This window comes from Rhizobium ruizarguesonis (genome assembly GCF_017357285.1).
GTDB classification, from domain to species: domain Bacteria; phylum Pseudomonadota; class Alphaproteobacteria; order Rhizobiales; family Rhizobiaceae; genus Rhizobium; species Rhizobium ruizarguesonis.
Window position 1 is genome coordinate 351,773 of sequence record NZ_CP071678.1, and the last position, 24,960, is coordinate 376,732.

The window sequence follows — 24,960 nt, forward strand, 5'->3', positions numbered from 1 at the left end:
AAGGATTATGCGCCACTTCAGAGGGTTTGAGCGTCCTTAGCGCGTCCTATTGGACGCGCGGCGCTCTAATCACTCGGCGCGGAAGACGAAGCGCGAATAGCCGAAGAAGCTGAAGATCATCGAGGCGACGCTGGCGATCACCATGGCCGCCAGCGGCTGAAGCACCGGCAGCGACAGCAGCAGCGCGGAATAGAGCCCGTAATTGACCAGCGCTGCCGTCACCCCGACCGAGCCATAGCGGAAGCCTTCGGTGGCAAGCGAACGGCCGGTGCGATCGAAGGTGAAGCTCCGATTGAAAGCCCAGGTCGCCGCCATGGCGAAGGCGATCGCGATGAGTCGCGCCAGAAACGGCCCGAGCGGCGTCAGATGGAGCAGCGCCGACAGGATGCCGGCATCGACGAGGAAGCCGATGCCGCCGGCAATCGTGAAGCGGATGAGCTTTCTCATGCCGCATCCGCCTTGCCGGGACGCGCGCGCGATGCCGGCCCTGCGTCGCTGAGCGGCGCCTTCAACGCGCTCGGCCTCTCCAGGCCCATATAATGGATTCGGAGCTGTTCGGCGCGGGCGCGCGCAACGGAATCCAGGATGACGCCGGCGGTAAAAAGCATGAAGGAGATCATCATCAGCGCCGTCGACAGCACCCAGGTCGGCATGCGGCTGACGAGACCTGTCTCGAAATATTCCGCCAGCACCGGCGCCATGAAGCCGAGGCTCGCCAGCATGAAGGTGGCGCTGATCGCGCTGAAAAAGGCGAAGGGCCGGGTTTCCTTCATCAGCATCGCGAACATCCAGAGGATCTTGGCGCCGTCGCGGAACGTCGAAAGCTTGGAGTGCGAGCCTTCCGGCCGGCGGCCGTAGTCGAGCTCCAGTTCGCTGACCGGCAGCTTCAGCCGGGAGGCATGCACGGACATTTCGGTTTCGATCTCGAAGCCGCCTGATACCGCCGGGAAGCTCTTGACGAAGCGGCGCGAAAACGCGCGGTAGCCGGAAAAGATATCGGTGAAATCGGGGCCGAAGATCATCCGGTAAAGCAGGTTGAAAAGCCGGTTGCCGAGCGCATGGCCCTGACGGCCGGCATCGGCGTGCACGCCGCGCCTTGTGCCGACCACCATGTCGGCGCGCTCGGTCAGCAACGTACGCACCAGTTCCTCGGCATCCTCGGGCGCATAGGTGCCGTCGCCGTCGGCGATGATGTAGATGTCGGCGTCGATGTCGGCGAACATGCGGCGCACGACATGGCCCTTGCCCTGGCGCCGCTCGCGCACGACATGCGCGCCGGCAAGCATCGCCTGCAGCGCGGTGCCGTCGGTGGAATTGTTGTCGTAGACATGGATCGCAGCATCGGGCAGCGTCGCCCGGAAGCCCTGGACGACAGGGCCGATCGTCGCCGCTTCATTATAGCAGGGAAGCAGGACGGCAATATTCAGATTGTCGGTACGCGATCGGGCCATGACTCTACTCGTTACACTGAAAGCCGCGCTCAACCTAAATCACGCGCCGTTAATAAGACCCTATGACGCAGGCAAAATCAGCGGCTGCCACAAACGGCTTTACACTTTCTTGATCGGCGGCGGTTAAGCTTCGCTATCCGGAAACGAACCGCTAACCACGATGAACGCTGTGCAGCCGATCACCCATGCATCATCCGCGATAGACGCCCCTCGGGTCGGGCTACGCGACCTGCTGACGCGTCTCTGGCCAACCGTCATCGCCTATAGCGTCATCCTTGCCGCCGCCATCCTCATCACCAAGCTTTCCGGTGCCACCGATTACGTCGGCCCCGACAATGACGACGGAATGCGTCTCGTCGAAGTTCGCGATTTTCTGGCCGGGCAGGGCTGGTTCGATCTGATGCAATACCGTCTCGGCCTCGACGGCGGCACGCTGATGCATTGGTCGCGGCTGATCGACCTGCCGATCGCCTCGCTGATCTGGTTCTTCGGCCTGTTTGTACCGCATGCGACGGCCGAGGCGCTGGCGCTCGCCGCCTGGCCGGTATCGCTCATCCTGCCTGCCATGCTCGCCATGGCGGTTGCCGGTCGGCGCATCGGCGGCGTTGCCGCCATGCACATCAGTCTCGGCTTGACCGGTCTTGCGATCTACACCGGAAACCGTTTCGCGCCGGGCGCCATCGATCATCACAATGCGCAGCTGGCCTTGGTCGCGACGATGATCGCGATGCTGCTGGATCCTGAGCGTCGCGCCTGGAGTTATGCGGTTGCCGGCATCGCGGCAGCGGTCGCCATTGCCATCGGCGCCGAGACGACACCTTTCGTCGCCGCCGTCTGCCTGACCATCGTCCTGCTCTGGGCATGGGAGGGCGAAAATTTCGCTGCCGCCGCCAAGGCCTTCGGGCTGGCGCTGGCGATGGCGATCAGCATCCTCTTCTTCGCAACGGTGCCGCCCCGGCTTTATTCGATGGTCACCTGCGACAATCTCTCGCTCGGCTATTACAGCCTGGCGGCGATCGGCGGCGGACTGCTGTTGTTTTCGGCGGTTTTCGCGAGCCGCCTGCGCCGGCCCTTGCGCTTTGCCGCGCTCGCCGTCGTCGGCGCCGGTGTTCTCGGTTCGGCGGTCGTGATCGCACCGCAATGCCTGAGCGATCCGCTGGCCGGTCTCGATCCGATGCTGGTCGAGCTCTGGCTGAGGAATGTTTCGGAAGCGCAGTCGGTTTTTGTTCTCGGGCGCACCGATCCCTTCTCGATCGGTGGCTTCTATGCGGCCGGCTTGTTCGGCATCGCCGTCTGCATCTTCCGCGTCGTTCAGCGTGACCGCGTGCAGATCCACCTGATCCTGCTCTTCCTGCTGATGACGAGCTGGGCAATCGCACTGGTCCAGGTGCGCGGTTCCACCTTCTCGAACCTGATCTCGATCTTGCCGCTTGCCCTGCTGATCATCGATATCAAGCGCATCTCCAACAACGACAACGAGAATGTCGCCGCCGCCTTCGTCTATATCGTGACCGTGCTCGCCAGTGCTCCGGCCGCCTGGGCCGTCGGTGGCGGGTTTATCTCGTTGCAGATGGAGAATGCTGCGCAGAAGAAGGCGGCGAAGCCGGCAAAGGAAATTTCCTGCACATCGCAAGCGGCGCTGGCGCCGCTCGCCGGGCTACCGGCCGGACTGATCTCCGCGCCATCGGAAATGGGCGTGCCGATCCTCCGCTTCACGCAGAACCGGGTTCTCTCCGCGCCCTATCATCGCAATCAGGGCGGCATGCTGACTGAACTGCATATCGGCATGGCGGAGCCACAGGAGGCGGAAGCCTTCCTGAAGGGGACTGGCGTGACGGCGCTTGGCTTCTGCCCCGGCGACCTGCAGACGCGCGAGATCGCCAAGCTGAAGCCGGATGGCCTCTATGCGCAGCTCGGCAAGGGGAATATTCCGCCCTATCTGGAACCGCTTCCGAAGGCGGCGGACGTGGGCGTGCAGTTCTTTCGCTATCGGCCGGCGACGAATTGACGCCGGCTAATTTCAAGATGGAATAAAGCATGTCGCGCAAAACTCTGCGGCGGTTTGGCGATAACGGCATGCGTTTGAGATAAGGACCTAAAGCGCGAGGAGCGATCTGAAAGATCGCGACGCGCTATCAGTGCGAGACACGCGTGGCGCGACGAAGGCGCTGATTGGCATAGAGCCCGATCACGAAGAGCATGAGGCCGCCATTATAGCCGAGCACGGCATAGACGAATGCCAGAAGGGACACCGGGCCGGGCGAGGTTATCGCCGCCAGCGCGAATGTCATTCCGATCAACGCGGCGACCAACGCGATCACGCCAGCCGAGCGCATTTGCCCGGCGCTGATGCCCAATGCTGCTGCTGTGAGAATAATCATTTCAGCACCTTCCCAGAGATAACGAGGGGAAGCATAGGAAGCGCCAACTAACAAAGATTTACCGGCGGTCCTCGCCGAAAAGCCTTTGTATTGCGGTGGTTAGCAATCCCTTTCGGGTAAAACGCACAATCTAACTATCCGTTCCGCAACAAAACGGATTTACTCGATTTTGTTGTTTGTTCGCCCGGCTGCAACGAGTGCATGTGCAGGATGAGTTGAGACGAGCGCGCTTGATGCAGTGGCGACGAACGCCTCCCACAACGATTTCAACGGCTGGGAAAACCGATCCCAAAGCCCCTGCCACCCTTCCTGTTTCCAGCGGATGGACATAGAAAGAGGGTATGAGCAACGTCTTCGACGGCGATTCGCCGACCAACCTTGCCGAATATTCGGTTTCGGAGCTTTCCGGCTCGATCAAGCGCACCGTCGAAACCGCCTTCGACCAGGTTCGCGTGCGCGGTGAGATCTCCGGTTACCGCGGGCCGCACTCCTCGGGCCATGCCTATTTCGCGCTGAAGGACGATCGCGCCCGCATCGATGCCGTCATCTGGAAGGGCACCTTCTCGCGGCTGAAGTTCCGTCCGGAAGAGGGCATGGAAGTCATCGCCACCGGCAAGGTCACCACCTTTCCAGGCTCTTCGAAATATCAGATCGTCATCGAGACGCTGGAGCCGGCCGGCGCCGGCGCGCTGATGGCGCTGATCGAGGAGCGCAAGCGCAAGCTCGGCGCCGAGGGCCTGTTCGATCCCGCCCGCAAGAAGCGGCTGCCCTTCATGCCGAGCGTCATCGGCGTCGTCACCTCGCCGACCGGCGCCGTGATCCGCGATATCCTTCACCGCATCTCCGATCGTTTTCCCGTGCATGTCCTCGTCTGGCCGGTGAAGGTTCAAGGCGAAGGGTCCGGTGAGGAGGTGGCAAACGCCATCCGCGGCTTCAACGCGCTGGAACCTTCAGGCGCCATCCCACGCCCGGATGTGCTGATCGTCGCGCGCGGTGGCGGCAGCCTGGAAGATCTCTGGAGCTTCAACGACGAAATCGTCGTGCGTGCCGCGGCCGAAAGCGAAATACCGCTGATCTCGGCCGTCGGTCATGAAACCGACTGGACACTGATCGATTATGCCGCCGATGTCCGCGCGCCGACGCCGACAGGGGCCGCGGAAATGGCGGTGCCCGTCAAGGCGGAGCTCGAGGCGCAGGCCGCCGCTCTTGCGGCACGCCTGCAGGGCTGCATGAACCGGCAGATGGATCAGCGGCGCCAGTCGGTGCGTGCTCTGATGCGGGCATTGCCGTCGCTCGATCAGCTTCTCGCCTTGCCGCGCCGGCGTTTCGACGAGGCGGCGACCGGTCTCGGCCGCGGGCTGGAGCTCAACACCATCAATAAGCGTCGCGGCTTCGAGCGCGTCGCCGCGCATCTGCGCCCGGATCTGCTGTCCGGCCGCATTGCCGAGCGCCGCCAGACGCTGAACGAGCGCATGGCCCGGGCCGAGCGCATGGTCGAACGGCTGATCGACCGCTCGAAATCGCGCGTCGACCGCGCCGAGGCAATCCTCGCCTCGCTGCCTGCCCGGCTGAAGACGCAGACCGACCGCGGCCGCGAACGCCTTGGCAATCTTTCGCGCCATGCCGATACGGCGATCCGCCACCAGCTGACCCGTGCGCGCGCCGAACTTTCTTCGCAGGACCGCGTGCTGCAGTCGCTCTCCTATAAGAATGTGCTGAAGCGCGGTTACGCCGTCATTCGCGATGAGGATAACAGGCCGGTCTCGCAGGCTGCCCAGCTCTCCGCCGGCACGGGCATCGCCATCGAATTCGCCGACGGTCGTGTCGGCGCCATGACCACGGAAGGTGGCGCACCGCCGGCCGGTGCCAAGAAGCGCAGCGTAAAATCCGCAGAGCCACCGAAGCAGGGAAGCCTGTTCTGACAATGCGGATCCTGCTGGTGCTTGCCCATCCGCTGGAGGACAGTTTCGCCGCTGCCGTGGCAAGGACCGCACGCGAAGCGCTGGAAGCGACGGGCCACGTGGTCGACCTGCTTGATCTCTACCGCGAAGATTTCGATCCGCGTCTTTCGAAGGCCGAGCGCAGCGGCTATTTCGACGTGCCCTATGACACCTCAGCCGTTGCCGATATCGTTGTCCGCCTGAAGGCGGCCGACGGCCTGATCCTCGTCTTTCCGCAATGGTGGTTCAATTTCCCCGCCATCCTCAAGGGCTTCTTCGACCGTGTCTTCGCCCCCGGCGTTGCCTTCAGCCATGATGCTGCCGGCGGCCGTATCGTGCCGCAATTGACCCATATCAGGCTGTTCTATGCGCTGACGACGACAGGCTCGCCCTGGTGGCTGGTGCGTCTCTATATGGGCGATCCGGTGCGCCGGCTCTTGAAGCGCGGCATCGCCGCCTTCTGCTCGAAGGGATTGAATTTCCGCATGCTCAGCCTGCACGACATGGACCGGGCCACCGATGCAAAGCGCAGGGCGCATCTCGATCGCGTGCGCAAGCTGCTATCGGCGATCCGCTAAAGCAATTCCAGCAAAAGTGTGCAGCGGGTTTGCGTTCAACAGAGCATGCTGCCGGGCTGCGCGATTTTGTTCTGAGGCGTGATCCACATCGCCTCGAAGGATCACCTGAGGCACGCGCACGCGCCAGCCTCATCCTGGAGGCGCCCCGCGGGGGTCTCGAAGAACGGGGCTGGCCGCCGCGCCGCTTCCAGCAATGGCCATGATGCTTGTCAGCGTCTGGCTCAGTCAGCGCACGACGATGCCGCTTAGGCCCATTCGCCCTGCCGCATTACCGGAACCCGCGAGCCATCCGGCTTGAGGCCGTCGATATCGACCTTGTCCGAGCCGATCATCCAGTCGATATGGATCAGGCTGGAGTTGCCGCCCTGTGCCTTGATCTGCTCCTGGCTCAGTGTCGCGCCATCGAGGAAGCACTTGGAATAGCACTGGCCGAGCGCGATGTGGCACGAAGCGTTTTCGTCGAACAGCGTGTTGTAGAACAGGATGCCGCTGGCCGAGATCGGTGAGGAATGCGGCACGAGCGCCACCTCGCCGAGCCGGCGCGCGCCCTCGTCGGTATCGAGCACCTTGTTCAAGACCTCTTCGCCGCGCGAGGCCTTGGCCTCGACGATGCGCCCGCCTTCGAAGCGCACCTGGATATTGTCGATCAGCGTGCCCTGGTGCGAAAGCGGCTTGGTGCTCGAAACATGGCCTTCGACGCGCAGCGCATGCGGCGTGGTGAAGACTTCCTCGGTCGGAATATTCGGATTGCAGGTAATGCCGTTCTTGGCGGTGGACGCGCCGCCATGCCATTCATGTCCGTCGGCAAGGCCGATCGTCAGGTCGGTGCCCGGTCCCCGGAAATGCAGCGAGGCGAAGCGCTCGCCGTTTAACCAGGCGGAGCGCTTGGCAAGATTGGCATTGTGCTCGGCCCAGGCGGCGACAGGATCGCTGACATCGACGCGCGAGGCGGCAAAGATCGCCTTGGCGAGCTTGGCGATCGCGATCGGTTCCGGATCGTCGGGGAAGACCACCTTGGCCCAGGACGGGTTGGGATAGGAGATGATGTTCCAGTTGATGTCGAAATTCGAGATCTTCTCCAGCGCCGGCTTATAGGCGGTGGAGTTGGCGCGATTGGCGCGGCCGACCTTGCCGGCATCCTGCTCGGACAGCAGCATCGGATTGTCGCCGGCGATCGCAAGACGGGCCGCCCCGTTGGCATAGGCCCTGGCCATGCCCTCGTAGAGCCAGCCGGAGGCGCGGTCGAAGCTCTCGTCGCTGCCATATTGATAGCGCGCCAGCGTCGTTTCCTCGTCGGAATAGAAGGCGCTCACCAGCCCGGCGCCGACTTTATAAGCGTGCTTGGTGATTAGGCGAACGAGCGGCAGCGCCACGACAGGCGACGTGATCACCAGATCTTGACCCTTCTGCAGCTGCAGCCCGACCTTGACGGCAACTTCGGCAAGCTTTTCCAGCTTGACGGGATCAACGGTGTTCTGGCTCTGGGGCATGAAAGTCATGGTTCAACCTGCCTTCTGTCATCGACGGTGGGAGGCTGGAAGACTTAGACCCGTTTGCGGCGAAAATGAAGCGCTCCACTGCCGAATTGAAGCGGCCGGATTAGATGTCCGGCCGGCTGGGTGGGCGGGCTTTAAGCGGCGGCAGGCAGCCTGAGCAGGATCGAGTTATGTTTTTCGAGGAATTCCATCAGCCGCTGCGGGTAGTCTTCGCCAACGGCGGCCTTGACGCTTGCCCGCTCGGAGAGAGCCTTGCGCCAGCGCGTCACTCGCTCAAGCCCTTCGAAGATGTCGCTGTCGCCGAGCGTGTCGAAGAGATCGAAATACCGAAAGACCGGCGCGAAGACGGCGTCGACGAGGCCGAAGTCGTTGCCGGCGAAATAGGGGCCGTCCGTCAATACCTTCTCGACAGTTGCGAATTTGAAGATGAGTGCCTTACGCTTGGCCTCCAGCTGCGCGGCATCCTGCGCCGTCTCGTAACCCCAGAGATCGGAAAGCACGGAGGAACCGAATTCCATCCAGCCGCGATGGCGGGCACGTGCCAGCGCGTCTTTCGGATGCAGTGCGACGCCCGGCTGCGTTTCCTCCAGATATTCGCAGATGACGCTGCTTTCGAACAGGACAGCCTCGCTGCCATCTTCCTCCTCGATCCGCAGCAGCGGCACCTTGCCGAGCGGCGAGATCTGCAAGAACCAGTCGGGCTTGTCGGCAAGATCGATGTTGATGCGCTCGAAGGGCACGCCCTTTTCGAGCAGCGCGATCGCGGCGCGCTGCACATAGGGGCAGAGATGATGGCTGACGAGGGTAAGCTTGCTCATGGGGGTCTCCTTGGCAAGGATGATAGATGTAGATGCATCTAATAGCGCTTGCGGCGAAATTCAAGATAGATGTAACTGCATTTATGTCTGAAAAACCGTCGAATCCGAGCGAAGCGGTCACCTCTGCCTGGACGAGCATCATGCGCGCCCGAGAGCGGTTGCTCGGCGCCATCGAAGCCGACCTGAAAATGGCCGGCATGCCGCCGCTTGCCTGGTATGACGTGCTGTGGGAATTGGCGCGCTCGCAAGACGGCAAGCTGCGCCCCTACGAGATCGAGGAGCGGACGTTGCTGGCGCAGTATAATCTTTCCCGCCTGCTCGACCGGCTGGAACGGGAGGGCCTGGTCCGGCGCGAGGTCTTCGCCGAGGATGGACGTGGCCGCTGGGTGGTGCTGTCAGATGCCGGCCGAAAGCTTCGCGAGCGCATGTGGATCGTCTATGCCAAATCGATCGACACTCATATCGGCTGCAAGCTTGCCGAAAACGAGGCGAAGGCGATCGCCGGCCTGCTCGACCGCTTTCTCTGAATCCTGTTCTCAATTGAAGAGTGAGAGCATGATGTCGTCGGAAAAACCGCTCAGACTTTTCGGCATCATGCTCTGATTAGGCAATCAGCGGCGCGGCGACAGCCTTCAGCGCCTTCAACGCATCCTTCGGATCGAGCCGCACCTGCAGCCCGCGCTGCCCGCCATTGATATAGACGAGCGGTTCGCCAAGCGCGGCCTCCTCGATCGCCGTCGGCACGGTCTTCTTCTGGCCGAAAGGGCTGATGCCGCCGACATGATAGCCCGTCAGCCGTTCGGCATCGGCAGGCTTCATCATGTTGGCCGATTTGCCGTGAAAGGCGCTGGCGAGCTTCTTCATGCTGACCTCGCGATCCGACGGCACGACGACGCAGACCGGTTTGCCGTCCACCTCCGCCATCAGCGTCTTCAGCACGCGATGCGGCGCTTCGCCCAGCGCTTCTGCCGCCTGCAGCCCGACGCGCTCGGCATTGGGGTCGTAGTCATAGGTATAGACCGTGAAGGCGATGCCCGCCTGCGAAAGAACCTGTGTCGCGCGCGTGGTCTTGGACATCTCTTTCCCTCGTGAATTCACTCGGCCGCCTGTCAGCCGCCGAAGGTACCGGCGTAAATCTCCGGCTTGAAGCCGATCAGCAATTTCCCCTTTGCCTCCAGCACCGGCCGCTTGATCATCGACGGTTGGTCGAGCATCAGCGCGATCGCTTTCTCCCGGGTGAGGTTCTCGCGCTCCGCATCGGGCAATTTGCGGAAGGTGGTGCCGGCGCGGTTGAGCACGGTGTCGAGGCCGGCCTGGTCGATCCAGGCTTCGAGATGGGTGCGGTCGATACCGAGCGCCTTGTAATCATGAAACTCATAGGCGACGCCGTGTTCTTCCAGCCAGTTGCGGGCCTTCTTCATCGTGTCGCAATTCTTGATGCCATAGATGGTGATGGCCATGCCCGATCGATCTCCCTGTGATGGCGCGAGATAACATGCACGAAGGCCGGCGCAAACGCCGTGCGACGTTTTATCCCCCGAGCGCGTCGACCATCGAGGCAGACAAAGCCGGCCTGTGGCTCAATTCTCCAGCGTGCCGGCCTTGCGCGAAGCCTTGCTGGGTTCGTCGCAGGCGATCTTCATCAGGTCGCCGCGCCGTCGCACCAGCCGGTCGGATGTTCGCGTCAGGATCAGCCCATCCTGCGGTGCGGTGAGCTCGATGCTGCCGCCCGGCTGTCCTGGCCGGGTGATGATCGTCGCGAGAAGGTCGCCTTCCGCAATCCTCTCGCCGATATTGCGATGAAAAAGCACGGCTCCGCCTTCCGGAGCGCGGATGATCTCGACATTGTCGAGCGGCACGGCCGGACCGGAAAACGCCGTTGCCGCCGGCTTTTCGTCACTGACGATCCCCCGTGCCGCGAGGAAACGCCAGAGCCCGTCGGCGTCCTTTTTCGCCAATACCGGATCGACGTCGCGCTTGCCGCGCAGCTCGACGGTGACGGAGAGTCTGCCGGGCAGCTCGAATAGGCGTTCGCCGGGAACGCCATATTTCCACGCAAAGCCGACGGCCTCCTCGAAGGCCGAGCTTTCGCCATCCGAAAGCAGCACGGCCTCCATGTCGAGTGAAGCGGCGAGATCGGCCGCCTCCGGCCAGAAGGCCTCGTCGATATAGGCATATTGCAGCGATTCATCGTCGCAATGCAGGTCGAGCACGAGATCGGCCCCGAGCGCCAAATGCAGCAGCTGCCGCTTCAATCTGTCGGTAGCCGGGTAATCATCGAGGTCTTTGATCAGCGTCGGGCGATCGGCCAGGGAGATCAGCGGAAAGTCCCGGTTGAAATTGGTGCGCGAACCCAAGTCGAAACGGCCCTGCAATTCGCCGAAATGCGATTGCGCCGCACCGATCGGATTGGCCTGCGGCACGATGGTGATGTCGCCCGCGATCTCTCCCTGGTTTTCTGCCTGCCGCAGCCTTTCGCAAAGGAAATGCAGCAGCACCGTTCCAGGCAGCTCGCCGGCATGCAGTGCCGCCTGGATATAGGTCTTCGGCGCCTTCGGATCGCCGCCCTTAAAGCGCAGCACCGGCAGCCGCCACTCCGTTCCCGATGTATCGCCGGGGATGATGATCTCTGAAACGTCCATGCTGATTTCGCTTCCCGTGTGCAACACCTGAACGAGCTTTATGCGCAGAAGCTGGGCAAGCGCAAGCCGCGGCCAAGGGCGTCAGCCTGCCTTAACCGAGCAGTGGCCAGCGATCGATAATCCGATGTTCGGTTTTTCCGACAACACTGTGGATGAGCAGGAATTCGGACGCCGTCCATGAAACGGGTGTGTCGAGGGTCGTCGGCGGCATGGCTTTGCGGTCGTAGAGCAGCGTCATATGTGGCGTGAAATCGCGGCTGATATTGTGCCGCAATCCGGCATTGTGCATGCCGACGCCCAGTTGGACATGCACCCGGGTGAGCGGTTTCCGTCCGCCCTCGCCGCAAAGTACAAGCGCTCGCGCCTGCGGGAATCGCATGATCCGGTCAAAGGTCATTGCGATCGGCGCACTCTCGACCGTGGCGCCGGCCTGCCGTGCCGCGAAGACCACATCCTCCGGCAGCTTCGGATAGTCGCCGACCCAGATGATCGACACATGCAATGTCGTCAGGCGCGGGATGCCGCAAAGGGAGAAGGCTCGACGATAGTCATCGGCGATTGCGGCCGCCTGCTGCTCGATGGCATCAGGAGGGCAGAGCGCAAAGAAAAGTCGGTGTCCGTTGACGTAGCTTTCGTTTCGCCGTCCGCGACCATTTTTGTCGTCTCCGAAGTCGAGGGGCATCTGGTTCATAGAATTTCAGGTCGTCATGACCCGCCTCGTCGTTTTCAAAACGCGACGAAGATACTCTGCAAGGAAGCAACAGCAAGAACAAACAGAGAACATAATTTCCCGACATGCTCGGGGTCACACTTGTCCGGACCGTCGCTCAAGACCGGGTGAAGTGGATAGTCGGTCGACAATGCAGGGGCGCACCACAATATTTCCTGGAAGCCCGGCGCGCGCAAGAAACGGGTTGAAACAGCGGCCGTCCCATACGATTTTGAGGGTCATTGAAAACGCGGAGGCTGTGTCATGGCTGAGACCATACACCACTATCTCATCTTCGAAACCGCAGGTGGTTTCTGCGGCATCGCCTGGAGCGACGCCGGCATCACCCGCTTCCAACTGCCGACCAAATCAGCGGAAGCGACCGAACGGCTGCTGTTGCGCCGCCTGCCGGACGCCGAACCCGGTGCGCCGACGCCCGCTGTGCTGGAGACGGTCGCCGCCGTGAAGCGCTACTTCCAGGGCGAGGAAACGGATTTTTCCGGCGTCGAACTCGATCTTGCCGGCCAGGATGCCTTCTTCCGGGATATTTATGCGGCGGCAAGGCGTGTCGGCTGGGGCCGCACCACCACTTACGGCGCGCTGGCCAAGGAGCTGGGCGTCGGGCCGGAAGCCGCCCGCGACGTCGGCCAGGCAATGGCGAAGAACCCTGTCGCTTTGATCATCCCCTGTCACCGGGTGCTTGCGGCCGGCGGCAAGATCGGCGGCTTCTCCGCGCCCGGCGGTTCGTCATCGAAGGCCCGGATGCTGGAGCTCGAAGGCGTCAACCTCGCTCCGCCGCCGCCCGCCCAGCAGTCGCTGGGGTTTTAGGCGGCGGAGACTTTTTTCGTTTTCCGCAATTCCCGGCAAAATCGCTTCGCGCTTTGCCTGGCAAAACCGCTCTACACTTTTGCTGGAATTGCTTTGGCAGGGTCTCAGCCGATCAATGCGGGCTGGCTGTCGGCCGGATGATGATCTCGCTGACATCGACGTCGTCAGGCTGGCTGATGGCGTAGAGGATCGAATTGGCGATGGCCTCGGGGCTGATGGTGATCGCCCTGAAAGCCTTCATGGCGTCCCGCGCGGTCGGATCGGTGATCGTCTCGGCCAGTTCCGATGTCGTCGTGCCGGGAGAGATGACCGTCACGCGGATGCGATCGGTCTCCTGTCGCAATCCGTCCGAGATCGCCCGCACCGCGAATTTCGTCGCGCAATAGACGGCGGCCGTCGGCGAGACGCTGTGGCCGCCGATCGAAGACAGGTTGATGATCTGCCCTGATCCCTGCGCCTTCATGATCGGAAGCGCCGCCGCGATGCCATAGAGAACGCCCTTGATGTTGACGTCGACCATCCGGTCCCACTCCTCGACCTTGAGAGCCTCGAGCGGCGACAGCGGCATGACGCCGGCATTGTTGATGATGACGTCCAGCCGGCCGAATTCGGACCTGGCAAAGCCCGCGAAGGCCTCCACCTGGGAACGATCGGTGACGTCAAGCTTTCGCAGGCGCACCGACCCACCCTTTGCCGCGATGTCGCCTGCGAGTTCCTCCAGCCGCTCGGTGCGGCGGGCGCCAATCACGATATGGGCGCCTGCGGCAGCCAGCACCTTTGCCGCCGCCTCTCCGATGCCGCTGCTGGCTCCGGTGATGGCAATGACTTTTCCTTCGATATCAGACATTTCAAGCTCCATTTGCACGCCGCTCGCCTGGCGATGCGACTGAGGTTTCTTGGTATTCAGCTGGGGAAATCGGCGCTGAGCGTCGTCTCCGCCCAGGCGTCGAAGTTTGCGCGCAGCGCATCGAGCCGTTCGCGGGCGATCTTCAGGGCAGGTGCGCCGAGCAGCAGGCGCAGCGGCGGTTCGTCCGCCTCGAACGCCGATATGATCGCGGTTGCCGCGCGGGCGGGATCGCCCGGCTGGTTGCCGGAGATCGAGCGGGTGGCCTGGCGCCGCTTGCCGGATGTTTCGGCATAGTCTTCGATGATCGTGCGGGATTCGACCATCGACCGGCCGGCCCAATCCGTGCGGAAGGCGCCCGGTTCGAGGATCGTCACATCGATGCCGAGCGGCCTGAGCTCATGGGAAAGCGATTCCGATAGGGCTTCGACCGCGAACTTGGTGGCATGGTAGTAGCCGGTTGCGGCAAAAGCGACGAGCCCGCCAAGTGAGGAGACGTTGAAGATATGCCCTTGCCGGCGTCGGCGCATGCCCGGCAGAACCTGCTTGGTGACATCTATCAGTCCGAAGACATTGGTCTCGAACTGGGCGCGTATCTCGGCATCGTCGCCCTCTTCGATCGCCGAGAGGTAACCGTAGCCGGCATTGTTGACGAGGACGTCGATCGCACCGAAATGCGTTTCGGCGTCACGAACCGCGCCGGCGATGGAGCGGCTGTCTGTCACATCGAGTGCAAGGGCAAGCGCGCGGTCGCCGTGTTGTGCCGTGAGATCTGCCAGGGTCTCGGGTCTGCGCGCTGTAACAGCGGCGCGCCAGCCACGGGCCAGCACGGCTTCGGCGAGTGCCCGGCCGAGCCCGGACGATGCGCCGGTGATGAACCAGATGGGTGTTGGGGAAGACATGATCGTCATCCTTTCCGGCCGGCAAACGCGGCCTTCTCCTGTGTGGTGTTGCCTTTCAGGCGGTACGTCATCTGCGCCGAAGCACCATGCCGCCATGATGGAGGGTATCGCCGTCGACGAAATCGCCGTCGGCTGTGAAGCCCGTGTCATCCCAATATTCGATGTGGCTTCCGGTGACGTCGTAGCGTCCCCGGTAGGCGCTTTCCCGGCTGCCACGGGCTTCGTCGTAACGACCATTGGGCAGAAGTTCGTGGCGGACGCGGCCATCATCCGTTACCCACATGCCGACATAGGGATGTTGCTGCATCGTGTTCTCGCTTGTTTGTTGCTGCTGATCTCGGTCGTTCACGGCATCGGTGGCGGACGAACTGGTCGCCGTGCCAGCCAGAGTGACCGCCGTGAAAAGCTGCAGGACCGGGCTTTTGAAAATCCTTCGCATTGCCTTGCCTTTCGAAGCCTTGCGTTGATCTCGACTTGAAAGATAGCGTGCCCATCTGCGACGATTAAGTTGCTAATCCAGGATGCCTTGGTTAGAAATGCTAACCAATGGTCGACGATCTCGAAGGCATTTCAGTCTTTCTTGCAGTGGCGGAGGCGCGGAACTTCCGGCTCGCCGGCGAGCGGCTTGGCGTCACCCGCTCCGCCGTCAGCCAGGCCCTGCAGCGCCTCGAGGATCGGGTCGGAGTCGCCCTGGTCCAGCGCACGACGCGCAGCGTCAGCCTGACCGAAGCCGGCGAAGTGTTCTTCGACGCGGTTCGTCCATCGCTCCGCCAGGTCAAGGATGCGATGCAGACGGTAAGGGAAATGCAGGCGCGCCCGAGCGGCCTGCTGCGGATCACCGTTTCCTCGATCGCCGAGAACTTCCTGTCCGGCACCTTGCTGGCCGGCTTCATGGAAGCCTGCCCCGACATCAAACTCGATATCACCATCACCGATGACGAATTCGATATCGTCGAAGCCGGGTTCGACGCGGGTGTCCGGCTCGGCGAAGTGATCGAACAGGACATGATCGCGATCTCCGTCTCCGAAGAGCAGCGACAATGCGCGGCGGCATCCCGCAGCTATCTCGAGCGCCGCGGCCATCCCCGCCATCCCCGCGAACTGCAGGGTCATGCCTGCATCGGATGGCGGCCACGCCCGGATACGGCGCCTTATCGTTGGGAGTTCACCGAGAATGATCGCGACTTCGACGTCTCCGTCGATCCCACTGTTACGACCAACGACATGGGAATGATGATCCGCATGGCCTGCGCGGGAGCAGGCATCACCTTCGGCATGGTGGAGACCTTCCAGCCCTATATCGAACGGGGCGAACTCGTGCCGCTGCTGGAGGACTTCTGCCCGCCCTTCCAGGGCTTCTATCTCTACTATCCCAGGCGCCAGCGACAGCCGCTGAAGCTGCGCGCATTGGTCGATTATGTGCGGAGATTTGACGGGCGCTAGAGTTGCGATCCTCGATCGCAAGGTGCGACGCCTGAGATGGCGGAGGTTAAGATATTGCCGCCTCGCCAGTGAGGACCCGAGCTGCCTTAGCCAGAGGGCGCAGCAGCAAATAGGATGCGAAGACGTGAGTGATCATCAGCAGGGGCACGTAAATGATCGGGATCGCATATGCGGCGCCCAATTCCCCCGCCCGCGCGGGAAGGCCGGCCTGGATCGCGTGATAGTAGTCGAGGACGAGGTCGCCCATTCCCACGAGATTGAAGGCGACGACGAACAGCCAGAAGACCGGACGCATCCTGATCGTGACGAGCGCCAGCACGGCGAGCAGCCCGGCCGCAAGGTCGCCAAAGGCAGCGAAGGTGGCGAAGCTGGCGGGCAGGTTGGGACCGACGACGCCTGGGAGAAGGAAGACGAGCCCGAAGAAGCGGAAGCTGTGCAGAGTGGCGATCGCGCGGTGCGCCCTGACCCTGTCCATCGACGTGAGCCAGGGCAGAATATAGGCGCCGAAGCAAATCAGCCACGCGACATAGCCTAGGACGAGATGAGTTTGGAAGATGGATTCCGTCGACATCGGGGCACTCCTGATTTGTGGGATCCAGATGTACGCCCGCTTCCCGCGGTCGACTATTCGCGATAATATCGATGCGGTATGAAGCAGAACTTCACAGTCAGGCAAGGCGCGCTCGACGGCGTTGAGGCGTTTCTGAGCGTTGCCCGGCACCGCAGTTTTCGCAGGGCAGCTGGGGAGCTCGGGGTGACCCCATCGGCAATCAGCCAGGCCGTACGCGCTCTCGAGGAGCGTGTCGGCGCAGTGCTCTTCATCCGCACGACGCGCAGTGTCGGCCTGACGGAGGCCGGTGAGCGGTTCCTGACGCGTGCAAAGCCCGCATTCGAGGAACTGGTCGCCGCAAGCGAGGTTGCGCGTGAGCTCGGGCAGAGACCGGCTGGACTATTGCGTCTCACTGTGCCGCCGGCAGTGGTGCCGATCCTGCTGGAGCCGCTGATCGCATCCTTCTGCCAGGCCTTTCCCGAGATCGAGGTAGAGGTCGCCGCGAATGAGGAATTGGTCGATATCGCCGCCGAGGGATTTGACGCCGGTATCCGGCTCGGCCAGTTCATCGCAGCCGACATGGTCGCGGTCCGGCTGACGCCGTCCTTCCCGCTGGTGGTTGTCGGCAGCCCCGAATATCTGCGCCGGAGAGGGCGGCCCGAGCGTATCGACGATCTGCGTCAGCATGCCTGCATCCGCATGCGCCGCTCGAACGGCTCAATCGCGCCCTGGTCGTTTGTCAGCGGCAAAAAGCCGATCGAGGCTGTCGTCTCCGGGCCGCTGATCGCCCACGACTTTCCCACCATGCTGGGAGCCGCCGTCGAAGATATGGGGCTTGCGCAAGTGCCTGAGCCAATCGCCGCCGGACCCGTGAAGGCGGGAAAACTCGTTCGCGTCCTGGAGGCGTTCGCACCGATGGCGCCCGGTGTGTTCCTCTACTATCCCAGTCGCCATCAAGTGATGCCGAAGCTGCGGGCCTTCATCGATCACGTGAAAAGCCGGGCGGACGCTGGGGACAAAACTCGAATTCACATCGATGACACGCAAACACCAGCCACGAAAATGCGCTGAAGTGGGAAGCGCTGACCGGAATAGATCCAGACACTTTGTGAAGCAGATCAACGATGCGAAGCGGCTGTTGTTGCGAAGATAATGCCGCACCCATTGATTTCGAACACCTAGATGACGCTCAAGATTGCCCATCACACGCGGTTTTGGTATTCCCGATCCTCAAGGCATCGGTGGGGCGAGGCGGGCGTCTTCATGCCGGTTCTACCGATCATGGCTTCAGTCTCACGGCCGGGCAGCCGGAGCCCCACGAACATCCATCCTGTTGTCGGAGAACATATGCTCGACGAGGTCTTTCCCATTCCGACCAGGGCCTTGATCCGCCAGGGCGGGCGGGCCTGTTTTTATCGTCTCGTCAATACGAGCCCCTTGTTGATACAGGTGCAATCGGGAACGAAGATTGTCATGGCAGATGACAAGGCTTTGCGCCTCGAGGCAGGCGCCTATGGCTTGCTGCCCGACTACAGACCGTTGACGATGGAGAACATTCCCAAAGCGCCGCAGAAGTATCAGACCCTGGCGCTTCCCGTTCCGCGACCGCTCTTCGAGGAAGCCTATATCAGAATGGGATCGATCGCTGTTCCATCGAGGCCTGTGCCGGCAGGCACCTCCAGCCTGCCGGAGGAAGCCGAGGCATTGTTTGACTATTGCTGTCAGCCCGGCAATCTGACGAGGCTTCCCGGCGCGATTGCCAAGGCTCGCTTGATGGAACTGATCACCTGGTTTGCGCTCTGTGGAGCGGTGTTGGGTCAATGCCAAAGTCCTCGGCTCGAGGACCGGCTGCGGCAGATGATCGAAAGTGATACGGCCTTTGATTGGACGCTGGGGCACGCGGCGCGCTCGTTCAACATGAGCGAAGCGACGCTCAGGCGTAAGCTGGCTGCGGAGAATACCGGCTTCAGTGAGATCCTGAGCGATACAAGGATGAACCGCGCCTTGGGGCTCATCCAGACGACCACACTGCCGATGGCGCAGGTTGCGCTTGAGGTCGGTTACGACTCCCCGTCTCAATTCGCGGCGCGGTTCAAAGAGCGGTTTGGCGTCAATCCACGCCATGTGCGGGGCGGCTCCGAGCGTTTTGAGCGGATCGGGGCAGAAGTTGAGCGTAGCGGGGCAGATGCCATGCTCGGTGACGGTAGTTTTCCTGCATTATCAACCGCAGGAAAACAGCATGCGTTTCATCACAGCAGTACTTCTCGCCACATCCGTCTTCGGCGCGACGGCCGCACAGGCCGAAATGAAGCTCACCTCGAAGGATCTGGTCGCCGGCAAGTCCATGGCCGATGCGCAGGTCTTCAACAGCTTCGGCTGCTCCGGCAAGAACATCTCGCCGGAGCTGACCTGGTCGGGTGCGCCGGAGGCGACCAAGAGCTTCGCCATCATGGCTTACGATCCGGATGCTCCCACAGGCTCGGGCTGGTGGCATTGGTCGGTGTTCAACATTCCCGCAAATGCTTCGGAGATCGCCACCGGCGCCAGCGGTAACAAAAAGCTTCCCGCAGGCACCGTCGAAGGTCGCACCGATTTTGGCATGTCAGGCTATGGCGGCGCGTGCCCGCCGGCCGGCGATCAGCCGCACCACTATCAGTTCACCGTCTACGCGCTCTCGGTCGACAAGCTCCCGCTTCCCGAGACCGCGCCGGCTGCCATGGTTGGCTTCTATGTCAGGGCCAATACGCTCGCCAAGGCCTCCGTCGAGGTCACCTACGGCCGCTGAAGCCGGCTTCGGATCGTAGTCGTCATTCCCTTTATGACAACGGCCGGCCGAGGTGACTGAACCTCGGCCGACCGTTTCCTGTGCGGGCTTCTCTGGCCTGTAAAACCTAGGCAGTCATTGCTTGCCAGCAGATCAACGGACCGTCTTCAGCATCGACCCGCTCGCCGATTTGGACAAAGCCATTGCGTTCAAGAACACGCTGTGACGCGATGTTGTCGACGCGGGTCTCCGCAGAGACCAGAGCCACGCGAGGGTCGTTCCGCGCCCACTGAAGCAACTGCCCTATGGCCCGCGTGGTGCATCCACGGCCTTGGCGCGAAGGCGCAACCCCATAGCCGATATGGATGTTTCCATCTTGTGGAACCCGAACGATGGAGCACAGGCCGACGATCTCGCCATCCTCCACGATCATCCAGGCCGACGGCGATAATTCTGCGCCGATGTCAGCCGCGATGCGGTTCAACATCGCCAGTACTTCAGGAGGCGCAATCGCGCTGTCTTGGACAAGGCGCAGATGACGAGGCGCGATGCCCTTCAGCAGCGCTTCAAAATCATGAGACTTTAGTTCGATAATCATAGTCTTCTCGACATTAGACATGCGCCAGCATTGGCGCGTTAAAGGCCGAGCGATAGAGCGAGGATCAGGTCTCGGTCACGATGCCGTGCGCCTTCATCCCTACCGCCGCAGCCGGTGAGTTCTGGATCGTTGCGACGGCAAACAAAGGCATTCTCCTCTAAGACGGAAATGCGAATAACAGCGCCGGGCGAGCATCGCAAGATGGTCCGATCGGGCGGCACGCCGGCTGATCCATGCCAAACCGCAAGATCGGTCGAGCGCTGCGTTGCCGAAGGAATCTAGTTTGAGCTGCCACGGAGACCAAGACGAATGACAGCAGCGCTTCGGAACTATCATGAGCGGATGCAGCGAGTGCTGGATTATGTCGATCGGCACCTCGATGACGATCTCGATCTTGACGTTCTGAGCGGCGTCGCAGCCTTCTCGAAGTTTCACTTCCACCGGCAGTTTATGGCGACCTTCGGATTGTCAGTGCATCGCTATGTCAGGCTTGCCCGCATGAAGCGCGCTTCATACCGGCTGGCCTACAGGGACGAAGAACGCGTCACTGATATAGCGATGGATGCCGGTTACAACGCACCGGATGCCTTCGCCCGCGCCTTTCGGCAACGGTTCGGTCAATCGCCTTCGTCGTTCCGGAAGTCTCCCGACTGGGAGCCGTGGCTTGCCGCCTTCGGGCCTCTCGACAATGCAAGGAGCAAGCTCATGCAGAAGATTTTTACCGCTGACGACGTGATAATTCGCAATGTGCCCACCACGCCGGTGGCGATCATGGAGCATCGGGGCGACCCTGCGACGCTCGGCGCCACCATCCAGCGGTTCATCGCGTGGCGCAAGGCCGCCGGCCTGCACCCCAGGACAAGTCCGACCTTCAACGTCTGGCGATCCGAGCGGCGTCCTCAGTCGCCTGCCGATTATAGCGTGGACCTTTGTGTCGGGACCGACCAACCGATCGAGGCGAACGGCGAAAAGATCAAAGCCGGCGAGATCCCTGGCGGACGCTGCGCGGTGCTGCGCGTCGTCGGCAACACCGACAATCTGGAGCCCGCCGCGCTTTACCTTTATCGCGACTGGCTTCCGGCCAGCGGCGAGGCAGCACGCGACTTCCCGATCTATTGCCAGCGGCTGAGCTTCTTCCCGGAAGTGGCGGAGCATGAGGCGGTGGCGGAGTTGTTTCTGCCGCTGAAATAGCGCCCTGTGATGACGGCTTGTCCATTCTGATCGCTGGAAGCGGACAGGCCGTTGTCCACCCCAGGCCGGCCGGTTGGCGACCATCAGGTCGCGGATTTATGCGCAAAACCAATTGCGATATGAAATCAGTTGAGCTAACTTCCAACCGATTGCATAATGCAAGCAGACCTGTGCGGAAATGCCGTCTAAGGAAAGGAAGTGAGTATGGCTAGACTTGTGTTTGGAATGAACCAGTCCCTGGACGGCTACGTCGATCATATGGCGTTTGCGCCAGGCCCGACGCTCTTCCGCCACTTCATCGAAGAGGCTCAGCGGCAGGCGGGCAGTGTGTACGGTCGCCAGATGTATGAGGTCATGCGTTACTGGGACGATGAACATCCTGAATGGGATGCAGAGCGACAGGCCTTCGCGGCGGCGTGGCGGAACCAGCCGAAATGGGTCGTCTCGCGCTCGTTGACGTCGGTCGGTCCCAATGCCAGGCTCGTTGGGGAAGATCTTGAGGCTGCAATCCGCGAGCTGAAGGCGGAACGCGACGGGGAGATCGAAGTTGCCGGCCCCAATTTGGCGCGAAGCCTCACCGAACTTGGCCTGATCGATGAGTATCGAATCTACCTGCACCCCGTCGTGATCGGTCACGGCAAGCCATATTTCGCCGGACCCCGGCCGCCGCTCCGCCTGATGGCTCATGACCGGATTGGCGAGGATGTGATCAGGTTGACCTACGTTCCGGCTTGATCTCGGGACTCGCCAGATGAAAATCGCCGTGAAAGTCTGGTCTTGGCTTGGGGCCAAAGCGACGGAAACAGCCCGCTCCGGTGGCGAACTTCTCCGGCGCTATTCCCCTTCACTCCCACTCGATCGTGCCCGGCGGCTTCGACGTAACATCGTAGACCACGCGGTTGATGCCGCGCACCTCGTTGATGATGCGGGTCGCGGCGCGGCCGAGGAATTCCATGTCGTAGTGGTAGAAATCGGCCGTCATGCCGTCGACGGAAGTGACGGCGCGCAATGCGCAGACAAATTCATAGGTGCGCCCGTCGCCCATGACGCCGACGGTCTGGACGGGGAGCAGCACGGCGAAGGCCTGCCAGATGGCGTCGTAGAGGCCGGCCTTGCGGATTTCGTCGAGATAGATCGCATCGGCCTCGCGCAGGATCTCCAGCTTCTCGCGGGTGATGCCGCCGGGGCAGCGGATCGCAAGGCCGGGGCCTGGGAAGGGGTGGCGGCCGATGAAGCTGTCGGGCAGGCCGAGTTCGCGGCCGAGCGCGCGCACCTCGTCCTTGAAGAGTTCGCGCAAGGGTTCCACGAGCTGCATCTTCATGCGCTCCGGCAGACCGCCGACATTGTGGTGCGACTTGATCGTCACCGACGGGCCGCCGGTGAAGGAAACGCTCTCGATCACGTCGGGATAGAGCGTGCCCTGGCCGAGGAAATCGGCGCCGCCAAGCTTCTTTGCCTCTTCCTCGAAGGTCTCGATGAACAGCCTGCCGATGATCTTGCGCTTGGTTTCCGGATCGCTGACGCCCTCGAGTTCGCCAATGAAGCGATCGGCGGCATCGACGTGCAACAGATGCAGATTGTAGTGCTCGCGGAACATGGCGACGACGCCGGCCGCCTCGTCCTTGCGCATCAACCCGTGGTCGACGAGGATGCAGGTCAGCTGGTCGCCGACGGCCTCGTGGATCAAGAGGGCTGCGACGGAGCTGTCGACGCCGCCCGAAAGCGCGCAGATGACGCGCTTGTCGCCCACTTGCGCGCGGATCTGCTCGACCGCCTTCTGGCGATAGGCCGACATCGACCAGTCGCCCTTGATGCCGGCAATGTTGTGAATGAAATTGCCGATCAGCTTGGCGCCATCAGGCGTATGCACGACTTCCGGGTGGAACTGCACGCCGTAATATTTGCGCTTCTCGTCGGCGATGAAGGCATAGGGCGCGTTTGAGGAGGTGGCGACCACCTCGAAACCATCCGGCAGCGCGGTGACGCGGTCGCCATGGCTCATCCAGACCTGGTGGCGCGAGCCGGAGGACCACAGGCCCTCGAACAGCTGGCAGTCCCTGTCGACATCGAGGAAGGCGCGGCCGAATTCGCGGTGATGGCCGCTCTCGACCTTGCCGCCGAGCTGCATGCACATCGTCTGCTGGCCGTAGCAGATGCCGAACACCGGCAGGCCGCTGTCGAAGATGATCTGAGGCGCTCGCGGCGATCCCTCGTCCACCGTGGAAGCCGGGCTGCCGGATAGGATCACGGCCTTCGGCTGCAGGCGGTGGAAGCCTTCTTCGGCCGATTGGAAGGGGACGATCTCGCAATAGACGCCGGCCTCGCGCACGCGTCGTGCGATGAGCTGGGTCACCTGGCTGCCGAAATCGACGATGAGAACGGAGTCGGGATGTGCTGTCTGGGTCATGGCGAGGCTTTAATGAAAAGCGCCTCGCCTGGCAATCCGGGAAATCGGCGGCATCAGGTTTTTATTGTTCCAATTGTCCCGACCCCACCAACCTGTCACCTGCCATTCAAAGACGGTTATCGGACGCTTCCAAAAGCGAAAAATTCACAAGTACGATGGGTTTGCGGTTTACTTGAACCAGAATTGCGCGGAATATTAGAGAATGGGAGGATAATCCTTCGGCCCACTCTCGATACATTGCGCCCGAACGGCTTTCCTCCCTTGGTTTCAAGGGAGGACCAATCATGAGGCGGGTATTGTTCTACGCGGCATCGGCCGCGATACTGTCGCTCGGTGTCTCGCATGCATTTGCGCAGTCGGGCGGCGTCGAGAAAGCGGTTGGCGGCTATAACTTCGAGGAAGCCGCAAAAGAGGCCCCCGGCACCAAGGATTTCCATTCGGCTGACGGTCATCTGACCTTCGCGATCGTGACGCACACGGCAGGCAATGGCTTCTTCGACCCTGTCTATGTCGGCGCGACCGTCGCCGGCAACATGATCGGTGCCAAGATATTGCTGCTCGGTTCGGAATCGCCGGTGGACGACCCCGCCCGCGAGATTGAGATCCTGAACCAGATCGTTCAGGACCCGACCATCGACGGCATCATCATGACGACGCCGCAGGTCGGCGCCTATAACGACATCGTCAAGGCTGCCGAGGCGGCCGGCATCCCGATCGCGACGACCAACTCGTTCGACGCCACCATCCTGCACCGCAGCGCGATCAGCCACACCGGCCAGGATGCGTCGGCGGCGGCAATCGGCGGCGAGGCGCTCGCAAATTGCGTGATTGCCAGTGGTGCTGCCAGCGGCTCGATCGTGCTGCCGTCCTCCACCGCGATGGGCAATATCGAGGTGAACAACCGTGTCACCGCCGCCTTCAATGCCATCGTCAAGACGTTGAAGAATGCCGGCAAGCTCGATGCCTTCAAGGTTGACGCCGGCCCGGAGAATGTCGGCATCGACACGAACCCGAACGACCCTGTCAACGCACTCGTTTCGCTCTTCGAGTCCCGTGGCGACGTGGTCGGCGCCTTCACGGCCAACAACGTCTTTACGCCGCCGCTGGTCAAGGCGGTTGCCCAGATGGGGAAGACCGGCAAGTTCTGCGCCTTTGGTTTCGATCTCGGCCCGGCACAGCAGGAAGGCATCGCGGCGGGAAATCTGACCGGCTCGCTCGGCCAGCAGCCCTTCCTGCAGGGCTTCTGGCCCGTCATGCAGCTCTATCTCCAGATCGATCGCGGAATTTCGGCTGCCAATCTCGACACGCGCGCCCAGCTTGTGACGAAGGATAACGTCGCCAAGGTCGGCAAGCGCTTCGAGAACTGATTTCGTCTGCGACGCCTGAAATTGTGGCGGGAGGGCGCGAGCCTCCCCGCC

At 62.1% G+C, this 24,960-nt stretch carries 26 protein-coding genes and 1 pseudogene; 12 read left to right on the forward strand and 15 right to left on the reverse strand.

Translation table 11 applies throughout. The features are described from left to right. Positions 1-69 precede the first annotated feature (69 nt). Positions 70-447, reverse strand: coding sequence for a GtrA family protein (locus tag J3P73_RS01680; RefSeq protein ID WP_024322272.1), 378 nt, complete (start codon positions 445-447; stop codon positions 70-72). Further along, complete coding sequence (locus J3P73_RS01685; protein WP_024322271.1) at positions 444-1,451, reverse strand: glycosyltransferase; 1,008 nt, start codon at positions 1,449-1,451, stop codon at positions 444-446. The genes J3P73_RS01680 and J3P73_RS01685 overlap by 4 nt, the downstream gene beginning before the upstream one ends. A 160-nt stretch (positions 1,452-1,611) precedes the next feature. On the opposite strand from J3P73_RS01685, the gene J3P73_RS01690 reads away from it, so the two are divergent. Beyond that, positions 1,612-3,459 carry a hypothetical protein gene (locus J3P73_RS01690; protein ID WP_207579738.1) on the forward strand — a complete coding sequence of 616 codons (1,848 nt, stop codon included), beginning with the start codon at positions 1,612-1,614 and terminating at the stop codon, positions 3,457-3,459. Between the two features lie 127 nt (positions 3,460-3,586). Here J3P73_RS01690 and J3P73_RS01695 read toward each other — a convergent pair whose 3' ends face one another. Then, positions 3,587-3,832 carry a hypothetical protein gene (locus J3P73_RS01695; protein WP_018069953.1) on the reverse strand — a complete coding sequence of 82 codons (246 nt, stop codon included), beginning with the start codon at positions 3,830-3,832 and terminating at the stop codon, positions 3,587-3,589. A 341-nt stretch (positions 3,833-4,173) separates the two neighbouring features. Between J3P73_RS01695 and xseA the strand changes: the two genes are divergently transcribed. Continuing rightward, the gene (gene xseA / locus J3P73_RS01700; RefSeq protein ID WP_024322269.1) at positions 4,174-5,754 is read left to right on the forward strand and encodes an exodeoxyribonuclease VII large subunit; all 1,581 of its coding nucleotides are present in this window, start codon (positions 4,174-4,176) and stop codon (positions 5,752-5,754) included. A gap of 2 nt (positions 5,755-5,756) precedes the next feature. After that, positions 5,757-6,350 carry an NAD(P)H-dependent oxidoreductase gene (locus J3P73_RS01705; protein ID WP_024322268.1) on the forward strand — a complete coding sequence of 198 codons (594 nt, stop codon included), beginning with the start codon at positions 5,757-5,759 and terminating at the stop codon, positions 6,348-6,350. A gap of 245 nt (positions 6,351-6,595) precedes the next feature. Here the strand turns inward: J3P73_RS01705 and J3P73_RS01710 are convergent, their stop codons facing one another. Both J3P73_RS01710 and J3P73_RS01715 read right to left on the reverse strand, forming a co-directional pair. Next, complete coding sequence (locus J3P73_RS01710) at positions 6,596-7,849, reverse strand: aminopeptidase (RefSeq protein WP_024322267.1); 1,254 nt, start codon at positions 7,847-7,849, stop codon at positions 6,596-6,598. A 131-nt stretch (positions 7,850-7,980) separates the two neighbouring features. Next, entirely contained in the window at positions 7,981-8,664 is a 684-nt protein-coding gene (locus tag J3P73_RS01715) for a glutathione S-transferase family protein (protein ID WP_075225604.1), read from the reverse strand. 83 nt (positions 8,665-8,747) lie between these two features. On the opposite strand from J3P73_RS01715, the gene J3P73_RS01720 reads away from it, so the two are divergent. Beyond that, positions 8,748-9,191, forward strand: a complete 444-nt coding sequence (locus J3P73_RS01720; RefSeq protein ID WP_075225605.1) for a MarR family winged helix-turn-helix transcriptional regulator — start codon at positions 8,748-8,750, stop codon at positions 9,189-9,191. A 76-nt stretch (positions 9,192-9,267) separates the two neighbouring features. Here J3P73_RS01720 and ybaK read toward each other — a convergent pair whose 3' ends face one another. The 4 genes from ybaK to J3P73_RS01740 form a co-directional block, all read right to left on the reverse strand. Beyond that, positions 9,268-9,741 carry a Cys-tRNA(Pro) deacylase gene (ybaK, locus tag J3P73_RS01725; protein ID WP_130673433.1) on the reverse strand — a complete coding sequence of 158 codons (474 nt, stop codon included), beginning with the start codon at positions 9,739-9,741 and terminating at the stop codon, positions 9,268-9,270. 32 nt (positions 9,742-9,773) lie between these two features. Further along, positions 9,774-10,124, reverse strand: a complete 351-nt coding sequence (locus J3P73_RS01730) for an ArsC family reductase (RefSeq protein ID WP_130656803.1) — start codon at positions 10,122-10,124, stop codon at positions 9,774-9,776. Between the two features lie 120 nt (positions 10,125-10,244). After that, complete coding sequence (locus J3P73_RS01735) at positions 10,245-11,306, reverse strand: succinylglutamate desuccinylase/aspartoacylase family protein (RefSeq protein ID WP_075225608.1); 1,062 nt, start codon at positions 11,304-11,306, stop codon at positions 10,245-10,247. A 91-nt stretch (positions 11,307-11,397) separates the two neighbouring features. After that, positions 11,398-11,997 carry a 2'-5' RNA ligase family protein gene (locus J3P73_RS01740; RefSeq protein WP_075225609.1) on the reverse strand — a complete coding sequence of 200 codons (600 nt, stop codon included), beginning with the start codon at positions 11,995-11,997 and terminating at the stop codon, positions 11,398-11,400. 282 nt (positions 11,998-12,279) lie between these two features. Between J3P73_RS01740 and J3P73_RS01745 the strand changes: the two genes are divergently transcribed. Further along, a complete protein-coding gene (locus J3P73_RS01745; RefSeq protein WP_075225610.1) occupies positions 12,280-12,843 on the forward strand; it encodes a methylated-DNA--[protein]-cysteine S-methyltransferase in 564 nt (187 codons plus the stop codon). A gap of 112 nt (positions 12,844-12,955) precedes the next feature. On the opposite strand, the gene J3P73_RS01750 is transcribed toward J3P73_RS01745, so the two are convergent. From J3P73_RS01750 to J3P73_RS01760, 3 genes are read right to left on the reverse strand one after another with little or no spacing between them, the layout of a single operon-like run. Then, complete coding sequence (locus tag J3P73_RS01750; RefSeq protein WP_075225635.1) at positions 12,956-13,690, reverse strand: SDR family oxidoreductase; 735 nt, start codon at positions 13,688-13,690, stop codon at positions 12,956-12,958. Between the two features lie 56 nt (positions 13,691-13,746). Further along, the gene (locus J3P73_RS01755; protein WP_018069965.1) at positions 13,747-14,598 is read right to left on the reverse strand and encodes an oxidoreductase; all 852 of its coding nucleotides are present in this window, start codon (positions 14,596-14,598) and stop codon (positions 13,747-13,749) included. Positions 14,599-14,656: 58 nt separating this feature from the next. After that, positions 14,657-15,028 carry an Atu4866 domain-containing protein gene (locus tag J3P73_RS01760; protein WP_075225611.1) on the reverse strand — a complete coding sequence of 124 codons (372 nt, stop codon included), beginning with the start codon at positions 15,026-15,028 and terminating at the stop codon, positions 14,657-14,659. A 107-nt stretch (positions 15,029-15,135) separates the two neighbouring features. Between J3P73_RS01760 and J3P73_RS01765 the strand changes: the two genes are divergently transcribed. Then, positions 15,136-16,032 (forward strand): LysR family transcriptional regulator, encoded by an 897-nt coding sequence (locus J3P73_RS01765; protein WP_075225612.1) that lies wholly within the window; start codon positions 15,136-15,138, stop codon positions 16,030-16,032. A gap of 46 nt (positions 16,033-16,078) precedes the next feature. Here J3P73_RS01765 and J3P73_RS01770 read toward each other — a convergent pair whose 3' ends face one another. Beyond that, positions 16,079-16,603: a hypothetical protein gene (locus J3P73_RS01770; protein WP_075225613.1), complete on the reverse strand. Its 525-nt coding sequence runs from the start codon at positions 16,601-16,603 to the stop codon at positions 16,079-16,081. A 78-nt stretch (positions 16,604-16,681) separates the two neighbouring features. Between J3P73_RS01770 and J3P73_RS01775 the strand changes: the two genes are divergently transcribed. The 3 genes and pseudogenes from J3P73_RS01775 (at position 16,682) to J3P73_RS01785 (ending at position 19,367) form a co-directional block, all read left to right on the forward strand. Continuing rightward, the gene (locus J3P73_RS01775; RefSeq protein WP_075225614.1) at positions 16,682-17,653 is read left to right on the forward strand and encodes a LysR family transcriptional regulator; all 972 of its coding nucleotides are present in this window, start codon (positions 16,682-16,684) and stop codon (positions 17,651-17,653) included. Between the two features lie 276 nt (positions 17,654-17,929). Next, positions 17,930-18,775: pseudogene (locus J3P73_RS01780) on the forward strand (helix-turn-helix domain-containing protein); the annotation flags it as partial. A gap of 46 nt (positions 18,776-18,821) precedes the next feature. Further along, a complete protein-coding gene (locus J3P73_RS01785) occupies positions 18,822-19,367 on the forward strand; it encodes a YbhB/YbcL family Raf kinase inhibitor-like protein (RefSeq protein WP_075225616.1) in 546 nt (181 codons plus the stop codon). Positions 19,368-19,473: 106 nt separating this feature from the next. Here J3P73_RS01785 and J3P73_RS01790 read toward each other — a convergent pair whose 3' ends face one another. After that, positions 19,474-19,965 carry a GNAT family N-acetyltransferase gene (locus tag J3P73_RS01790; RefSeq protein ID WP_024322252.1) on the reverse strand — a complete coding sequence of 164 codons (492 nt, stop codon included), beginning with the start codon at positions 19,963-19,965 and terminating at the stop codon, positions 19,474-19,476. 288 nt (positions 19,966-20,253) lie between these two features. Here J3P73_RS01790 and J3P73_RS01795 point away from each other — a divergent pair, with 288 nt between their 5' ends. Both J3P73_RS01795 and J3P73_RS01800 read left to right on the forward strand, forming a co-directional pair. After that, on the forward strand, positions 20,254-21,135 hold the full coding sequence (locus J3P73_RS01795; protein ID WP_075225617.1) for an AraC family transcriptional regulator: 882 nt from the start codon (positions 20,254-20,256) through the stop codon (positions 21,133-21,135). A gap of 204 nt (positions 21,136-21,339) precedes the next feature. Further along, on the forward strand, positions 21,340-21,870 hold the full coding sequence (locus tag J3P73_RS01800) for a dihydrofolate reductase family protein (RefSeq protein ID WP_024322250.1): 531 nt from the start codon (positions 21,340-21,342) through the stop codon (positions 21,868-21,870). A 109-nt stretch (positions 21,871-21,979) separates the two neighbouring features. Here the strand turns inward: J3P73_RS01800 and guaA are convergent, their stop codons facing one another. Beyond that, entirely contained in the window at positions 21,980-23,542 is a 1,563-nt protein-coding gene (gene guaA, locus J3P73_RS01805; RefSeq protein ID WP_020052549.1) for a glutamine-hydrolyzing GMP synthase, read from the reverse strand. A gap of 284 nt (positions 23,543-23,826) precedes the next feature. Here guaA and J3P73_RS01810 point away from each other — a divergent pair, with 284 nt between their 5' ends. Next, complete coding sequence (locus J3P73_RS01810) at positions 23,827-24,909, forward strand: substrate-binding domain-containing protein (RefSeq protein ID WP_024322249.1); 1,083 nt, start codon at positions 23,827-23,829, stop codon at positions 24,907-24,909. Positions 24,910-24,960: the final 51 nt, after the last annotated feature.

Excerpts from the sequence above, each read along its gene's own strand:
- guaA (WP_020052549.1), bottom strand. The coding sequence starts at position 23,542 with ATGACCCAGACAGCACATCCCGACTCCGTTCTCATCGTCGATTTCGGC.
- J3P73_RS01770 (WP_075225613.1), bottom strand. The coding sequence starts at position 16,603 with ATGTCGACGGAATCCATCTTCCAAACTCATCTCGTCCTAGGCTATGTC.
- J3P73_RS01735 (WP_075225608.1), bottom strand. The coding sequence starts at position 11,306 with ATGGACGTTTCAGAGATCATCATCCCCGGCGATACATCGGGAACGGAG.
- J3P73_RS01730 (WP_130656803.1), bottom strand. The coding sequence starts at position 10,124 with ATGGCCATCACCATCTATGGCATCAAGAATTGCGACACGATGAAGAAG.
- J3P73_RS01685 (WP_024322271.1), bottom strand. The coding sequence starts at position 1,451 with ATGGCCCGATCGCGTACCGACAATCTGAATATTGCCGTCCTGCTTCCC.
- J3P73_RS01710 (WP_024322267.1), bottom strand. The coding sequence starts at position 7,849 with ATGACTTTCATGCCCCAGAGCCAGAACACCGTTGATCCCGTCAAGCTG.
- J3P73_RS01785 (WP_075225616.1), top strand. The coding sequence starts at position 18,822 with ATGCGTTTCATCACAGCAGTACTTCTCGCCACATCCGTCTTCGGCGCG.
- J3P73_RS01695 (WP_018069953.1), bottom strand. The coding sequence starts at position 3,832 with ATGATTATTCTCACAGCAGCAGCATTGGGCATCAGCGCCGGGCAAATG.
- J3P73_RS01775 (WP_075225614.1), top strand. The coding sequence starts at position 16,682 with ATGAAGCAGAACTTCACAGTCAGGCAAGGCGCGCTCGACGGCGTTGAG.
- ybaK (WP_130673433.1), bottom strand. The coding sequence starts at position 9,741 with ATGTCCAAGACCACGCGCGCGACACAGGTTCTTTCGCAGGCGGGCATC.
- J3P73_RS01720 (WP_075225605.1), top strand. The coding sequence starts at position 8,748 with ATGTCTGAAAAACCGTCGAATCCGAGCGAAGCGGTCACCTCTGCCTGG.
- J3P73_RS01790 (WP_024322252.1), bottom strand. The coding sequence starts at position 19,965 with ATGTCTAATGTCGAGAAGACTATGATTATCGAACTAAAGTCTCATGAT.
- J3P73_RS01745 (WP_075225610.1), top strand. The coding sequence starts at position 12,280 with ATGGCTGAGACCATACACCACTATCTCATCTTCGAAACCGCAGGTGGT.
- J3P73_RS01760 (WP_075225611.1), bottom strand. The coding sequence starts at position 15,028 with ATGCGAAGGATTTTCAAAAGCCCGGTCCTGCAGCTTTTCACGGCGGTC.
- J3P73_RS01740 (WP_075225609.1), bottom strand. The coding sequence starts at position 11,997 with ATGAACCAGATGCCCCTCGACTTCGGAGACGACAAAAATGGTCGCGGA.
- J3P73_RS01765 (WP_075225612.1), top strand. The coding sequence starts at position 15,136 with ATGGTCGACGATCTCGAAGGCATTTCAGTCTTTCTTGCAGTGGCGGAG.
- J3P73_RS01810 (WP_024322249.1), top strand. The coding sequence starts at position 23,827 with ATGAGGCGGGTATTGTTCTACGCGGCATCGGCCGCGATACTGTCGCTC.
- J3P73_RS01755 (WP_018069965.1), bottom strand. The coding sequence starts at position 14,598 with ATGACGATCATGTCTTCCCCAACACCCATCTGGTTCATCACCGGCGCA.
- J3P73_RS01705 (WP_024322268.1), top strand. The coding sequence starts at position 5,757 with ATGCGGATCCTGCTGGTGCTTGCCCATCCGCTGGAGGACAGTTTCGCC.
- J3P73_RS01680 (WP_024322272.1), bottom strand. The coding sequence starts at position 447 with ATGAGAAAGCTCATCCGCTTCACGATTGCCGGCGGCATCGGCTTCCTC.
- J3P73_RS01800 (WP_024322250.1), top strand. The coding sequence starts at position 21,340 with ATGGCTAGACTTGTGTTTGGAATGAACCAGTCCCTGGACGGCTACGTC.
- J3P73_RS01795 (WP_075225617.1), top strand. The coding sequence starts at position 20,254 with ATGACAGCAGCGCTTCGGAACTATCATGAGCGGATGCAGCGAGTGCTG.
- xseA (WP_024322269.1), top strand. The coding sequence starts at position 4,174 with ATGAGCAACGTCTTCGACGGCGATTCGCCGACCAACCTTGCCGAATAT.
- J3P73_RS01750 (WP_075225635.1), bottom strand. The coding sequence starts at position 13,690 with ATGTCTGATATCGAAGGAAAAGTCATTGCCATCACCGGAGCCAGCAGC.
- J3P73_RS01690 (WP_207579738.1), top strand. The coding sequence starts at position 1,612 with ATGAACGCTGTGCAGCCGATCACCCATGCATCATCCGCGATAGACGCC.
- J3P73_RS01715 (WP_075225604.1), bottom strand. The coding sequence starts at position 8,664 with ATGAGCAAGCTTACCCTCGTCAGCCATCATCTCTGCCCCTATGTGCAG.